At 70.4% G+C, this 14,791-nt stretch carries 11 protein-coding genes; 5 read left to right on the top strand and 6 right to left on the bottom strand.

The window, feature by feature from the left end; translation table 11 throughout:
• Positions 1-60: 60 nt before the first annotated feature.
• From ABZW32_RS21435 to ABZW32_RS21410, 6 genes are all read right to left on the bottom strand, one after another.
• Positions 61-990 (bottom strand): M48 family metalloprotease, encoded by a 930-nt coding sequence (locus ABZW32_RS21435; protein ID WP_356218060.1) that lies wholly within the window; start codon positions 988-990, stop codon positions 61-63.
• A 2-nt stretch (positions 991-992) separates the two neighbouring features.
• Positions 993-2,024 (bottom strand): hypothetical protein, encoded by a 1,032-nt coding sequence (locus ABZW32_RS21430; RefSeq protein WP_356218058.1) that lies wholly within the window; start codon positions 2,022-2,024, stop codon positions 993-995.
• Positions 2,025-2,039: 15 nt separating this feature from the next.
• On the bottom strand, positions 2,040-4,169 hold the full coding sequence (locus tag ABZW32_RS21425; protein WP_356218056.1) for a hypothetical protein: 2,130 nt from the start codon (positions 4,167-4,169) through the stop codon (positions 2,040-2,042).
• Positions 4,166-4,939 carry a hypothetical protein gene (locus tag ABZW32_RS21420; protein ID WP_356218054.1) on the bottom strand — a complete coding sequence of 258 codons (774 nt, stop codon included), beginning with the start codon at positions 4,937-4,939 and terminating at the stop codon, positions 4,166-4,168. Before ABZW32_RS21420 ends, ABZW32_RS21425 begins: the two co-directional genes overlap by 4 nt.
• A 108-nt stretch (positions 4,940-5,047) precedes the next feature.
• The gene (locus ABZW32_RS21415; RefSeq protein WP_356218052.1) at positions 5,048-5,755 is read right to left on the bottom strand and encodes a Crp/Fnr family transcriptional regulator; all 708 of its coding nucleotides are present in this window, start codon (positions 5,753-5,755) and stop codon (positions 5,048-5,050) included.
• A 101-nt stretch (positions 5,756-5,856) separates the two neighbouring features.
• Positions 5,857-8,346, bottom strand: a complete 2,490-nt coding sequence (locus ABZW32_RS21410) for a YfhO family protein (RefSeq protein WP_356218050.1) — start codon at positions 8,344-8,346, stop codon at positions 5,857-5,859.
• 400 nt (positions 8,347-8,746) lie between these two features.
• Here ABZW32_RS21410 and rpsL point away from each other — a divergent pair, with 400 nt between their 5' ends.
• The 5 genes from rpsL to ABZW32_RS21385 all read left to right on the top strand — a co-directional run bounded on the left by rpsL (position 8,747) and on the right by ABZW32_RS21385 (position 14,464).
• Positions 8,747-9,118, top strand: a complete 372-nt coding sequence (rpsL, locus tag ABZW32_RS21405) for a 30S ribosomal protein S12 (protein ID WP_007265893.1) — start codon at positions 8,747-8,749, stop codon at positions 9,116-9,118.
• Positions 9,119-9,120: 2 nt separating this feature from the next.
• Positions 9,121-9,591, top strand: coding sequence for a 30S ribosomal protein S7 (rpsG, locus tag ABZW32_RS21400; protein ID WP_007265894.1), 471 nt, complete (start codon positions 9,121-9,123; stop codon positions 9,589-9,591).
• Positions 9,592-9,630: 39 nt separating this feature from the next.
• Positions 9,631-11,763, top strand: coding sequence for an elongation factor G (gene fusA, locus ABZW32_RS21395; protein WP_030230624.1), 2,133 nt, complete (start codon positions 9,631-9,633; stop codon positions 11,761-11,763).
• Between the two features lie 149 nt (positions 11,764-11,912).
• Positions 11,913-13,106 carry an elongation factor Tu gene (gene tuf / locus ABZW32_RS21390; RefSeq protein WP_266841135.1) on the top strand — a complete coding sequence of 398 codons (1,194 nt, stop codon included), beginning with the start codon at positions 11,913-11,915 and terminating at the stop codon, positions 13,104-13,106.
• 191 nt (positions 13,107-13,297) lie between these two features.
• Complete coding sequence (locus ABZW32_RS21385) at positions 13,298-14,464, top strand: hypothetical protein (RefSeq protein WP_356218048.1); 1,167 nt, start codon at positions 13,298-13,300, stop codon at positions 14,462-14,464.
• The last annotated feature ends 327 nt before the right edge of the window (positions 14,465-14,791 follow it).

Genomic DNA, 14,791 nt, shown 5'->3' with positions numbered 1-14,791 from the left:
TAACCGCAGGGCGGTCACCCGAGAGGGTGGCCGCCCTGCGGCGTTCCCGGGGTGCCTGCCTCAGAGGTGCCGCTGGAGGTGGTGGAGGCGGGTGCGGTGGTCGGGGTGGGAGGAGAGCAGACGGGACAGGAGGCCGGGCCCGTCCTCCTCGGCTTCCGCCGCGAGGACCCGGGCGAGCTGGGGGCCGAAGCCCAGCGCCGCGGCGTTCCGGTCCGCCCGCAGTTCGGTGCGCCGGCTGACGGCCGCGATCAGGAAGGGCAGGGCCAGCAGGAGCAGGGGCAGGCCGAAGGTGAGGAACAGGGCCCGGTAGCCGACCAGGGCGACGAGCGCGCCCGACAGGACGACGGCGAACGGCGGCATGTTCTTGATCCCCCGCCGACCCGAACGGGCGGCCTCCACCAGAGCCCATCGGGCGAGCCTGCCGGGCAGGGCGTACCACCAGCCGAGCAACTGGGCCCAGGCGTGCCCCGCCGTATGGTGTCCGAGCTCGTGGGCGAGGACCGCCGCCAGCTGCGACGTCGGCAGCGTCTCCAGCGCCCGCCTGGTGATGATGACGAGGTGGCCGCCGGCGCCCGAGGCCGTCAGCTCCTCGCCCTCCTCGATCCAGAGCTGATAACGGCTGCCGTCCACCCCGGCGCGGGCCGTCACCTCGCGCCACACGGGTGTCAGCACGGCGAGCTCGTGCGGCAGGGGGCGTCCGAGCCGCAGCAGGTACCGGGCGAGCAGGGCTTCGGTGGGCGGATGGAAGACGAGCGCTCCGGCCGCCAGCCACAGCCCCACGGGCACCCCGTAGGGGATGCCGGTGACGGACTGCAGCCCGCGGGCCACCAGAGCGATGAGGAGCAGGCCGAACAGGGCGCCGGGCAGCTGGAGGGCGAGGCGGCCGACGGCCGCGAGATCGGTGGCGCGGCTCCGGGCCCGGTAGTGGACCCGGGTGCCGGGAGCGTGCCGGTAGTCGAGGTCGTCGTGGTCCGCGGAGTCCTCGTCCACGGTCACCCCTTGGCCGGGTCGACGGGTGTCCGTCCGTAGCCGGGTGGCAGGTCCTTGGCGGGCGGTCCCTCGGCCGCCGCGTGACCGGTGTCGGTGGAAGCGCCCGGGAACCGCTGGGTGAGGACCTCGGTCAGTGCGCGGACGGCGTGCCGGCGGGGTTCTGCCAGCTCGTGGGTCTCGGCCTCCGCCGAGTCGAACAGCTTCGTGACCAGTTCCAGCTGCTTCTCGACCAGCTGCCGCTGGTCCTCCCGCAGGTTTGCCATGACCTCCTGCCCCGCTTCGGGGTGCCGGCTCAGGTACCAGGCCCAAGCCCGGGTCCCACCCTGTTCCAGGTAGTCCTCGTACAGGCCGACCTTCTCGGCCTGGAGCCGGAGGAGAGCGGCCCCGCGCTGCTCGGCCGCGGCGTCCACGTCCTTCCCGAGCACGGCATCGAGGATCTTCGCCTCGGCCTCCTGAGCGATCCCCTGCAGGCGGACCTGGTGCTCGACGGCCTGCGGGTTGCGGCGCAGGCGCAGGGTCCACGCCGTGTCCAGGCCCGCCTCGGCCCCCAGCCGGGGCCAGTAGGCGGCGGCGGCCAGGAGCTTGGCTTCGGCGGTGGCGCTGTCGGTGACGGGGTGGAGCCGTACGAGGCCCCGTGCGCGCTCTTCGAGTTCGTTGTGCAGGAGTCGCGGCACGTCGCGCCGCCCGCTGCGGACGAACCCGACGGGGTCTTCCACCCGCCAGCGGAATTCGGCTTCGGCCTGGAACTCCAGGGCGTCGTTCGAACTGGGCAGCGTCAGCTCCCTGCGGACCAGGTGGACGCCCAGGTCCACCTCGTACACGGCGCTGAAACGAGCGGTTGCTCTGGGGCGCACGGGTGGGCGGAACTCCACGTACTCGCCCTGGTGCGTCGCGTAGACCAGACAGTGGTCGAAGTGGGTGTGGTGCTTTCGGCGCAGGTCCCACCGGGGGAGCTGGCGGACGCTGATGACCGGGTCGATCAGCTCGGTGTGCCGGTCGGCGGCCTGTAACCAGTCGAAGTGTGCCGGGGACATGGGGACTCCTTGGGGTCAGGCCCGGTGCAGGGCGGTGAGGAGGTCGTCGGCCGCGGCCGGGCGCGGGCCGCCGTCATCGCCGCGCACCGTGTGCAGCAGGTGCCCGATGCGGTGTGCGGCGGTGGTGCCGTCGGCCAGCTTCGGCAGCAGGTCCGCGAGGGCCCAGGACGTGTCCTCGTCCCGGTCGGCGGCCAGGACCCAGCCGCGCAGGACGTCCAGTGCCTCCGTGGTGAACGAGGGGTCATCCAGAGCGACCCTCCACAGCCTGGGGATCCCGTGGGCCGCGGGTGTGCCGTCGAGGCGGGCCTGCCGGTACGTCCGGAGGACGAGCGGGAGGCCCGACTGTTCCTCGGTGTGCCGACAGGCCCCCAGGAACCCGGAGACCGAGATCCGGAACACCGAACGGTGGTCGTCCAGCGTCCGCAGCACCTCGGAGAGGACGTCCTCGGCCTCGTCGGAGAGCAGCAGCAGCTCGACGGACTGGGCGAGCTCGCTCTCCAGGGGCCCGGCCTTCTCGGGGTCGTACTGCTTGCGCGCCTGCACGCGAAGAGCGGCGAGCGCCTCCCGGGGGCGTTCGGCCCCCAGCAGGCCCTGGACGCGGATGCCCACCCAGGAGAGCCTCGGATCGCTGTCGGCCGTCCAGCTGTCGGCGATCCGCAGGATGTTCGGAGCCCCCACCCGGTGCGCCAGGGTCAGTGAGCTGACCGCGCCGACCCGCTGCAGGGGATTGCGGGACACCGCCCAAGGCGCGATGACGAGGGCCATCGCGGAGGGCAGGTCGGTGAAGGCGAGCGCCCCCACGGTCGCCGCGGCCCGGGTACGGACGAAGGGCCGGCCGTCGACGATGAGCTCCCCGAGCCAGGCGACCAGGGCGGGCCGGGCCGAAGGGTGACCCGTCCACACCTCGCGCAGCAGGACGAAGGCGGTCCGGCTGTCCAGGAACTCGGCCGTCAGCTGCTCCACCGGACCCCACTCGGTCATCTCCCGGGCGGGATAGGGCCGTGCGCGAGCCGTCCTCAGCCGATGGGCGATGTGGGTGCCGAACACGGGGACGGCCTTGGGCAGATCGGAGTTGGCGGTCGCCTGGAGTTCCTGGAACAGCAGGTCGCTGAGTTCGGCGGTGAGGGCGTAGGGGCCGGCGTCGAATGCGGCGAGAGCGATCAGGAAGGCCTTCTCCCGCAGGTGGAGCGTGTCCTCGTCCGCCTCGAACCACTCGCGCACCTGTTCGTCCAGCAGCTCGGCCGAGGTGTCGCGGAGCGCTTCCTCGCCGATTTCTCCCGAGGCGAAGCGCATCAGCTCGGCGGTGTACGCGACCACCTCGCGCGGCTGGTGGGCACGGGGCAGGAACTCCTGGACCTCGGCCAGCTCCAGCAGCCTGCGGGCCGTGGCCTCGCCGGTCCGGCGCTCCAGGCAGGACCGCAGCAGGACATCCGCACGGGGCGCTTCCCACATCCGGGTGCGGACGTCGTCCTCGATCCACGGCCGCAGACCCGTGGTGATCACGAGGTGGCCGCCGTGCTTCAGGAGGTGGTCCCGGAGCGACAGCAGGTGCGTCTCGCGGAGCGGCTCGTCGCGCGAGGTCATCAGGTCGCACAGCACATGACCGGGGGCCTCGCCCTTCGTGAGCTGCTGGAGCAGTGCGCTCGGGGGCGTCTCACGGTCGATCGCGTGGACCGGGGTCGCCCCCGCCCGTCGCAGCAGCATCAGAGCGGCGGTGCGGCGCCCGGTGAAAGGGACGCCGGTCAGCACCAGGACCCGCTCTTCGCGGAGCCGCTCCAGGAGCTCCTCGAAGGGGGTGCCGTCGGACACGAACGTGAGGGCCAGCCGGTCCAGTTCCGCGGCCGGGACCTCTCCGGAGGTCCGGGTGGGGCCGGAGGCGCCGTAGTAGTGGTGCTCGGTCCTGGTGACGTTGCCGTTGATCTCACCCGCGACCACGCCGTTGTTCCGCCCGGTGAACCGGGCCGAGGCCGGGGCGTGCCGGTCGATGTCACGCAGGGTGTCCCAGGCACGTTGCGGCGGGGCTTCCTCCGGCTGGGCGCTCTTCCCGTCGGAGCCCTGACCGGTGTCGTCCGGGTCTCCGGGCGCGGCCGGCTTGCCCGGGTCCGCCTTGGGGTCGGCCTGGTCGGCCGGGGCGGGAGTGGTCATCGGCGGTCACCCGGGGCCCCGTTGAAGGTGACGCCGCCGTTGATCACCCCGCCCTGGATCATCGGTCCGTCGATCCGGCCCGCGACCACCCCGCTGTTCGTGCCGTGGAACTCGACCGCGCCGCCGCCCTCCGCCGGAGCCCGGCCCTGCTGCTGTGCGGGTGCGGCGTCCCGCGAGGGCGGAGGGGCATCGGCCGCCGCGGGCACCGGGCCGTGGAGCCAGGCCTTCAGCGGACCGTTCTTGCTCTCCACCGTGACCGGGCGGAACGCGTCGGCCGGGATGCCCGTGTGATCGTGGCGCACGATCCCCGCGTGCACGGATTCGGACACGCACAGGGCGATGTCCGAGCTCCCCTGGCGCAGCGAGGCCCGCAGGACGTCGGCGTCCAGGAGGCGGCACGCGTGGTTGAGGTCGGAGCCGACCCAGCCGTCCACGGCGTCGACGCTGACGAAGCCGGTGGCCACCACCGCGCGCAGCCTGATCTGGGCGGCACTCGAAGCCATGCGGTTGACCTCCCTCAGCTGGGCCGGGGCCTCGGTGAGCAGGACGCGGAGCAGGAGGGGCAGTGAGGCGTTCGCGTCGATCATCACCAGTAGCCCGTCACCCCGGTCGGCGCGCAGGTGGAGCGTCTGGTCGATGCCGGCCGACTGCAGGACGCGTTCCACGACGTCGTAGAGCATGCGGCGCAAGTACGCCTGTTCCACGTCGTCGCGGTCGCTGAACTTCTCGATGTCGAGCAGGAGCAGGGTGCGGTTGAGCGGGTGCGTCATGTCTGCCTCTCACGGTCGGGTTCCGGTGCCGCACCAGGTTGAGGGTGGGACGGAGCACGGCGTGAGGGCAGAAGGCGCACTGCGACTGTGACGGTGTGCACTGACCGTTCAGGCGTCCAGGCGGCCGATCCGCCGCAGGACGTCCGGTCGGACGATCACCACCGTGCGGCGTCCTGTGGCGACGACTCCCCGGTCGCGGAAGTCCTTGAGCTGCCGTTGGACCATCTCGCGCGAGGCTCCGACGGCCCCGGCCAGCTCCTGTTTGGTCAGCGGCACGGTGATCTCCACGCCTTCGGCCGTGGTCCGGCCGTGCGTACGGACGAGATCGAGCAGCAGCGTCGCCAGACGTTCACGCACGCTCATCGAGGCGTGTGCCAGCTGGCGCCGGTCGGCCGCGCGGGTGCGGTCGGCGGTCAGCCCGATCAGGGTGAAGGCGACGGCGGGGCAGCGGACCAGGAACTCACGGAACCCACGGTGGTCGATGGCCACGGCCCGGACCCGCTCCAGCGCCGTGACGGTGGCCGACCGCGGGCGGCCCGTGACGGCGGCCGATTCCCCGACGATGTCGCCGGGGCCGCGCAACGCCAGCAGAGCCTGGTATCCCGTTGGGGCCGAGGCGGTGACCTTGGTCCAGCCCGTGAGGATGAGCAGGACGTGCGTCGACGGTTCGTCCTGCTGGATCAGTGGGGTGCGCGGCTCGAAGTGCAGCTCGCGTCCCAGTGCCCGTAACGCCGTGGCGTCCTCGTTCTCCAGGCGGGCCAGGAACGGGACGCGGTCGTCCAGTCCTCCGTCGCCCGGGAGGTATGCCGGATCCATGTGGCCCCCGATCCATCGCGGGCGGTCAATCTACTGACGGGAAGCCCCTCCGGTCTGCGGAAACGGCAGGATTGGCGCCCGGACGCGGGTCCCTCGGGCCGTCAGCCCCGCCCGCGCCGGCGGCGGAGGTGGGTGGTGAGGGGGACTGCGAGGAGGGTGAGGAGGGCCAAGGCGGAGGCGGCGAGGCCCGGGGTGAGGCCCTTTGGGGTGAAGGTGCAGGAGATCTTGTCGGTGCCCGGGGTGAGGGGGACCGCGAGGAGGCCGTGGAAGGGGCGGACCGGGGCGCTGCACTGCCAGCCCGGGACGGCCGTCGTGGCCAGGACCGCGGTGCCGGTGGAGCCCTTGGGGAGGGTGGCCTCGATGGAGTGGCCGCCCGCGGTGACCTTCGTGGCGCCGGTGGCGGTGAGCCGGCCGACCGCCGCGTCCAGGGCGGCGCGGTCCAGGCAGCCGATGGGGTGGGCCCCGGCGGTGGCGCCCCGGGTGTGGGTGTCGACGGTGACCTCCAGGCGGCCGGACGCGGGGACCGGGCCCAGGGGGAGGACGCCGCTCATGCGGTCCTCCAGCTGCCGCCGGGCGGTGCCGGCGTGGAGGGTGCCGTAGAGCTCGGGGGAGTACCAGTAGGCCTCGGAGCCGGGGGTGCACTGGGCCGTGTACGTCTGCGCGGTGTCGGTGCCGCCGCGGGTGACCTCGGGGACCTCGTAGACGGTGGCGCCGAGGACGGTCTCCTGGCGGGCGTAGACGCTGTCCGCGGGGTGGGGGGAGGTGTACGGGGTGGTGGGGCGGACGGTGACCAGGGGAGGGGCCGCGAACTTCGAGCCCGTCCAGGTGCCCGGGGTGCTGCCGGGGCGGACGCGGGCGCCGATGGAGAAGATCGCGTCGAGCACCGGGTTGTCGGCGCCGAAGAAGGTCCGGCCGTCGTTCTTGAAGCCGTAGCCGAGGGGTTCCAGGGCCTGGTACGTGGCCTCCGGCAGGTAGCTGCTGTAGTACTGCGGTCCCTCCGCCCGCAGGGCCAGGCCGTCGTTGTACGAGGTCTGCGGCGCGCCGGAGTCCGTCCGGTAGGCGGGCCAGCCGTCCACGGAGCGGACGGCCTCGAAGTGGTCGGTGATCGACCGGCTGGAGGTGGCGACCGGCTTGGCCCAGCGTTCGCGGGCCCGGCGGGCGTCGGCGTTGGCCGCGGCGACGGTGGACTCGGCGAAGACCACCGCGACCATCAGCGCCGCGGCGACCGGGACGAGCACCCGGCGCCGCTCCCCGAGCGCGAGCAGTGTCAGCGCCAGCAGGGAGACGGCTCCGCCGCCCAGGACCGCCGGCCAGGTCCAGCCGCCGAAGTCGTCGGTGTGGCGCAGCACGAAGGTGGCCGTGACCAGGAGGGCGGCGGCCAGCGCCAGGTGCAGCGGGCGCGGCCGGTTGGCCAGCGCGAGCCAGGCCACGATGACCACCATGCCGCTGAAGACGAAGGCCTCGCGGTACGGATTGCCGTTCGGGACGGCCAGCCCGTGCCACACGTACTGGGTCGGCGGGAACTGGAAGGAGGCGACGACCAGCAGCGTCGCCGCCGCCCACACCAGGCGGGTCTTCTTCGCGATCGCGGTGTTGAAGAGGAAGCTGCCCGCCAGGATCAGCCCCAGCGAGGCCACGTACAGCCGCGGCCGGCCGCCCCACAGGTGGGTGGCCGGGAGCATCCCGGCGAGGAAGACCTCGATGCGGACGGGGTCGAAGGCGGCCGCCTTGGTGGGCTGCGCCGCCCCGCTGGACAGGAACGACGGCAGCAGGAGCGGCAGGGTCAGCAGGATGCCCACCGCCGTCGCGGAGGCGGCCCGCCACAGGGCGCGCAGGCGCTGCGCGCCGGTCAGGTCCAGGGTGATCAGGCGGACGGCCAGCAGCACGCAGGCGGCCATCGTGGCCATCATGGCGGTGTAGAAGTTCCCGAACCACGCGAGGGCGACGAACAGGGCGACGCCCGGCCAGCGCCGTTCCTCCAGGCACCACTCGACGGCGATGCCCAGGAGCGGGAGCGCGACCAGGCCCCACAGCCACATCGGGATGTACGAGGCGTCGCTCAGCGCCCACCCGCACAGCCCGTACACGGCACCGAGCACGCCCCGCTGCCACCAGGGGCCGGGCTGGAGCTTGCCGAGGTAGACGGTCATCAGCGCGGCGGCCGCGCCCATCGTGACCGGCGTGATCGCGAAGACGGCCAGGTCCACGTGTGCGCGCGGGACGAGGACGGCGAGCCAGGAGAAGGGGTTGCCGAGGTAGGTGTAGTAGTCGGACAGGAACTGCTGTCCGAAGCCTCCGCTCCAGCTGAACAGGACGTCGCCGGAGGCCTGGCCGTGGACCAGGTCCCACAGGGCGCGGTGGAAGGGCACGTACTGGTTGGCCTGGTCGTTGATGGCCCGGCCGGTGTTGCCGAAGGGGAAGCTGCCGCGCGCCGCCCAGGCCGCGCAGAAGGCGCCCGAGGTGACGAGGAAGGCCAGCAGGGGCCCGTAGAGGCGGGTCAGGCGCCCGCCGAGGCGTGGTGACCCGGGGGTCCGGCCGCCGTCCGGGGGCGGGGCGTCCGCCGTCGTCGGCTCCGAGGTGACCGTCCCCAATGTCCTGCTCCTGGCGCTCGTGCGTGTTTGTCTGACTCGCTGGGATTCGCTGGCAGTGTAGTTCGCCCCGCTCTACCACGCCGGTGCGAACAGCGCGCGGCCACCCCGGCTCGGGAGCCCGGCGCCCGTGCGGCGCCTGAGCTGTGCGGTCGTACGGGCCGGAGCGGTGCGGCTTATGTTTTGACCGGAGTGGATGCGGTGGGTACGCTCAGACCTTGTGCCTGGGGTGTGCCTGGGCTCCCGTGCGTGTCCATCAACCGCACGCGAGCCGCATCGGCCACCGCGATCCATGCGTTTCCGCGCTTGCGCGGAGGTCCGCCGGATCCGACACACCCGACCGCGTGGGTCGGCAAAGTTCCAGGTTAGCTTCACTACACGGCACACAGAAACCGGAGAAGTAGTGCCTACGATCCAGCAGCTGGTCCGTAAGGGCCGGCAGGACAAGGTCGAGAAGACAAAGACCCCCGCGCTCGAGGCTTCGCCCCAGCGTCGTGGCGTCTGCACGCGTGTGTTCACGACCACCCCGAAGAAGCCGAACTCGGCGCTCCGTAAGGTCGCGCGTGTGCGTCTGACCTCCGGCATCGAGGTCACCGCTTACATTCCGGGTGAGGGACACAACCTGCAGGAGCACTCGATCGTGCTCGTGCGTGGTGGCCGTGTGAAGGACCTGCCGGGTGTTCGTTACAAGATCATCCGCGGTGCGCTTGACACCCAGGCTGTCAAGAACCGCAAGCAGGCCCGCAGCCGCTACGGCGCCAAGAAGGAGAAGTAAGAATGCCTCGTAAGGGCCCCGCCCCGAAGCGCCCGGTCATCATCGACCCGGTCTACGCATCTCCTCTGGTGACCTCGCTCATCAACAAGATCCTCCTGAACGGCAAGCGCTCCACCGCCGAGCGCATCGTCTACGGCGCCATGGAAGGCCTCCGCGAGAAGACCGGCAACGACCCGGTCATCACGCTGAAGCGCGCGCTGGAGAACGTCAAGCCGTCCCTCGAGGTCAAGTCCCGCCGTGTCGGTGGCGCGACCTACCAGGTTCCCGTCGAGGTCAAGCCGGGTCGCCAGTCGACCCTGGCGCTGCGCTGGCTCGTGGGTTACTCCCGCGCCCGCCGCGAGAAGACCATGACCGAGCGCCTGATGAACGAGCTGCTCGACGCCTCGAACGGTCTTGGCGCTGCCGTCAAGAAGCGTGAGGACACGCACAAGATGGCCGAGTCCAACAAGGCCTTCGCGCACTACCGCTGGTAGTCCCAACCCACATCGAGACCGAGAGAAGACTGAGCCGATATGGCTACCACTTCGCTTGACCTGGCCAAGGTGCGCAACATCGGCATCATGGCCCACATCGACGCGGGCAAGACGACCACCACCGAGCGCATCCTGTTCTACACCGGTGTGTCGTACAAGATCGGTGAGGTCCACGACGGCGCTGCCACGATGGACTGGATGGAGCAGGAGCAGGAGCGTGGTATCACCATCACGTCTGCCGCTACCACCTGCCACTGGCCGCTCGAAGATGTTGACCACACCATCAACATCATCGACACCCCGGGTCACGTCGACTTCACCGTCGAGGTGGAGCGTTCGCTCCGCGTCCTCGACGGCGCCGTCACCGTGTTCGACGGTGTGGCCGGCGTCGAGCCGCAGTCCGAGACCGTTTGGCGTCAGGCGGACCGCTACGGCGTCCCGCGCATCTGCTTCGTCAACAAGCTCGACCGCACCGGCGCCGAGTTCCACCGCTGCGTCGAGATGATCAAGGACCGCCTCGGTGCGGTTCCGATCGTCATGCAGCTCCCCATCGGTGCCGAGGCCGACTTCCAGGGTGTCGTCGACCTCGTCACGATGAAGGCGTTCGTCTGGTCCGCCGAGGCGACCAAGGGCGAGATGTACGACATCGTCGACATCCCGGCCACGCACACCGAGGCTGCTGAAGAGTGGCGCGGCAAGCTGGTCGAGACCGTCGCCGAGAACGACGACGAGATCATGGAGCTCTTCCTGAACGGCGACGAGCCGTCCGTGGAGCAGCTGCACGCCGCCGTCCGTCGCATCATCCTCGGCTCCGGCAAGGGCAAGGGCGAGCCCACGATCACCGCGGTGTTCTGTGGCACGGCGTTCAAGAACAAGGGCGTCCAGCCCCTGCTCGACGCCGTCGTCCGCTACCTGCCCTCGCCCCTGGACATCGAGGCCATCGAAGGCCACGACGTCCGGGACCCCGAGGTCGTCGTGAAGCGCAAGCCTTCCGACGAGGAGCCCCTCGCGGCGCTGGCGTTCAAGATCATGAGCGACCCGCACCTCGGCAAGCTCACCTTCGTCCGGGTTTACTCGGGCCGCCTGGAGGCCGGCACTGCGGTGCTGAACTCCGTCAAGGGCAAGAAGGAGCGCATCGGCAAGATCTACCGCATGCACGCGAACAAGCGTGAGGAGATCGACTCGGTGGGCGCCGGCGACATCGTCGCCGTCATGGGCCTGAAGCAGACCACCACCGGTGAGACGCTGTGTGACGACAAGAACCAGGTGATCCTGGAGTCCATGGACTTCCCGGCCCCGGTCATCCAGGTCGCCATCGAGCCCAAGTCCAAGGGTGACCAGGAGAAGCTGGGTGTCGCCATCCAGCGTCTCGCGGAGGAGGACCCCTCCTTCCACGTTCACTCGGACGAGGAGACGGGCCAGACCATCCTCGGCGGTATGGGCGAGCTGCACCTCGAGGTGCTGGTCGACCGTATGAAGCGCGAGTTCAAGGTCGAAGCCAACGTCGGCAAGCCGCAGGTCGCGTACCGCGAGACCATCCGCGGGACCGTCGAGCGTCACGACTACACCCACAAGAAGCAGACCGGTGGTACCGGTCAGTTCGCCAAGGTGCAGATCGCGATCGAGCCCATCACCGAGGCCGACGGTCCGGCGTACGAGTTCGTGAACAAGGTCACCGGTGGCCGCGTGCCGAAGGAGTACATCCCTTCGGTCGACGCCGGTGCGCAGGAGGCCATGCAGTTCGGCATCCTGGCCGGCTACGAGATGACGGGCGTCCGCGTCACGCTTCTCGACGGTGGCTACCACGAGGTCGACTCCTCCGAGCTCGCGTTCAAGATCGCCGGTTCGCAGGCCTTCAAGGAGGCCGCGCGCAAGGCGTCCCCCGTGCTCATGGAGCCGATGATGGCCGTCGAGGTCACCACGCCCGAGGACTACATGGGTGACGTCATCGGCGACATCAACTCCCGCCGTGGCCAGATCCAGGCCATGGAGGAGCGCCACGGCGCTCGCGTCGTCAAGGGCCTCGTGCCCCTCTCGGAGATGTTCGGCTACGTCGGAGACCTCCGCAGCAAGACCTCGGGTCGCGCCAGCTACTCGATGCAGTTCGACTCCTACGCCGAGGTTCCCCGGAACGTCGCTGAGGAGATCATCGCGAAGGCCAAGGGCGAGTAACTCTTCCGAGTACACGTTTTAGGCTTGCCACCGGAGCCTCTGGGGCAACAGGAGCAACCCTCCCGTTGCCCCGGGGGAACCGGCTATCCAGCAAAGATCACCTGGCGCCGATGATTCAAGGCGTACAGAACCACTCTCAGGAGGACCCCGTGGCGAAGGCGAAGTTCGAGCGGACTAAGCCGCACGTCAACATCGGCACCATTGGTCACATTGACCACGGTAAGACGACCCTCACGGCCGCCATTACCAAGGTGCTGCACGACAAGTACCCGGACCTGAACGCGGCCTCGGCGTTCGACCAGATCGACAAGGCTCCCGAAGAGCGCCAGCGCGGTATCACCATCTCCATCGCGCACGTCGAGTACCAGACCGAGGCGCGTCACTACGCCCACGTCGACTGCCCGGGTCACGCTGACTACATCAAGAACATGATCACCGGTGCCGCGCAGATGGACGGCGCCATCCTCGTGGTCGCCGCCACCGACGGCCCGATGCCGCAGACCAAGGAGCACGTGCTCCTGGCCCGCCAGGTCGGCGTTCCGTACATCGTCGTCGCCCTGAACAAGGCCGACATGGTGGACGACGAGGAGATCCTGGAGCTCGTCGAGCTCGAGGTCCGTGAGCTGCTCTCCGAGTACGACTTCCCGGGCGACGACCTGCCGGTCGTCCAGGTCTCCGCGCTCAAGGCGCTCGAGGGCGACAAGGAGTGGGGTGACAAGCTCCTCGGCCTGATGGACGCCGTGGACGAGGCCATCCCGACCCCGCCGCGTGACACCGAGAAGCCGTTCCTGATGCCCGTCGAGGACGTCTTCACGATCACCGGTCGTGGCACCGTCGTCACCGGCCGCATCGAGCGTGGTGTCCTCAAGGTCAACGAGACCGTCGACATCATCGGCATCAAGACCGAGAAGACCACCACCACGGTCACCGGCATCGAGATGTTCCGCAAGCTGCTCGACGAGGGCCAGGCCGGTGAGAACGTCGGTCTGCTCCTCCGTGGCATCAAGCGCGAGGACGTCGAGCGCGGCCAGGTCATCATCAAGCCCGGTTCGGTCACGCCGCACACCGAGTTCGAGGCCGCCGCGTACATCCTGTCGAAGGACGAGGGTGGCCGTCACACCCCGTTCTTCAACAACTACCGCCCGCAGTTCTACTTCCGTACCACGGACGTGACCGGCGTCGTGACCCTCCCCGAGGGCACCGAGATGGTCATGCCGGGCGACAACACCGACATGACGGTCGCGCTGATCCAGCCGGTCGCCATGGAGGAGGGCCTGAAGTTCGCCATCCGTGAGGGTGGTCGTACCGTGGGCGCCGGCCAGGTCACCAAGATCACGAAGTAATTTCGTGCTCTGACCTGGTAGCTCGCGCGAGCGGGCACCATGTTCGGCAGAAGGGCCCCTTCCCCACCGCTCCGGCGGCGGGGGAGGGGCCCTTCTCCGTACCCCGGTAAAGAGCGCATAAAGGCCCTGTGAGAGGCTCACCGGCGGTTCGAGTGGAATCGCACAGGGTGAATCGCACAGGGTGGGGAAGCATGGGGCAGCAGGGCGACGGCAGACCGGAGATCTCCGACGAGGAGTGGGCCCGGTTCGGCGAGCAGGTCGCGCGGGAGTCCGCGGACGCCCCGAGGGAGCCGTCGGCACGGGCGCGGATGGTCACCGAGCGGCTGCGCCGCGAGGAGGCGGAGCGGGCGGCCGGGCAGGGGCGCGGGCGGTTCGGCCGCCGCCGGCCGGTGCGCAACGATCCGCCGGGGTGGCGGACCGGGCCGGCCTGGCAGGAGATGGAAGGCCGGGGGAAGACCCGGCGCAGGCTCAAGGCGACCGCCGCGATCGTCTTCATAGCGGGGCTCGCGCTGGTCGTCGTACGCCCGGAGCTGGTGATCGACAAGCTGACCGGCAAGAGCGAGGCCCGTGAGCGGGCCGCCACGGCCGCGCCGCTGCCGGCCGAGTCCGTACGTCCGACCGCGGCCCCGGAGGCCGTGTACCCCGACCAGCCGACCCTGGAGGAACCCTTCAGGGGTTCTCCGGCCCTCCCGTGGGGAGAGGGCGCCGCCGCCATCGAGGTGCCGGGCGCGACCGCCGTGGCCGGATGGTCGCAGGAGCAGGTCGCGGACGCGCTCGCGAAGGCGAAGGCCTTCCTGGTCGCCGCCAACCTGGACCCCGCGACCCTGCGGGGCGAGCGGCCGGAGGCGGCGCTGGCGCTCCTGGATCCCCGGCAGCCGGAGGTTCCGCAGCGCCTGGAGCGCGCCCTGGCGCAGCCCGGGGCCGAGGACGGTCCCGTCACCCTGTTCACCCGCTTCGACCCGGCCGAGGTCCGGCCCGTCGGGGGCGTGGTCAAGGTGCGCGGCAGCATGCGCGCGGAGGCGGGGGACCCCGGGGAGTTCCGGGTGGTCACCGACTACACCTTCGTGCACCCGATGACGAAGGGGGGCCGGAGCGTGCAGCGGACGATCGTGCGCCGGCAGATCACCTTCGCGGTGCTCGACCCGTCGCGCTGGCAGGCCACCGCGGGGAAGCTGCAGCTGTACCGGTACGACTCGGAGTGGTCGAACGTCCAGTGCGAGGCGACCCGCGGATTCCTGCACCCGGACTTCGCCGACGGGACGCCCCGCGGAACTCGGCCCTCCGGTGCGGTGACGGATCCGTACGACCGCAGCGGGGACGTTCACAGCGACGGGTGCAGGGTCGTGTCCCGGTCCTGACCAGGGAACCCCGTCGCGTGGTGCGGTTTGACGTGATCGCGCGGCGGGGTATTCTCTTCGGCCCGATTGGCCAGGCACGTGTCTCGTATGGCAGACTACTCAAGTTGCTCGGCTGAGTGCCGATGCTGTGCGCCTCCCGCCGGGAGGACCGGAAGCGAGTCCCACAGTACTCGTCGTCCTTAATCTGCCTTTCGGGGCAGCAATGAGGACGGACGTACGGGAATCTTCTGGGAAGTGTCAGCAGGGTGCTCACCAGGCACTCGGTGGGTGTTTCTCCCCCGATGCGCGGTCCGGGACCGCATCCCCTTGGACGAGGGAATTTCCGTA

This window comes from Streptomyces sp. NPDC004667 (assembly GCF_040609475.1).
GTDB lineage: Bacteria > Actinomycetota > Actinomycetes > Streptomycetales > Streptomycetaceae > Streptomyces.
This window is presented reverse-complemented; position numbering and strand designations above follow the sequence as displayed.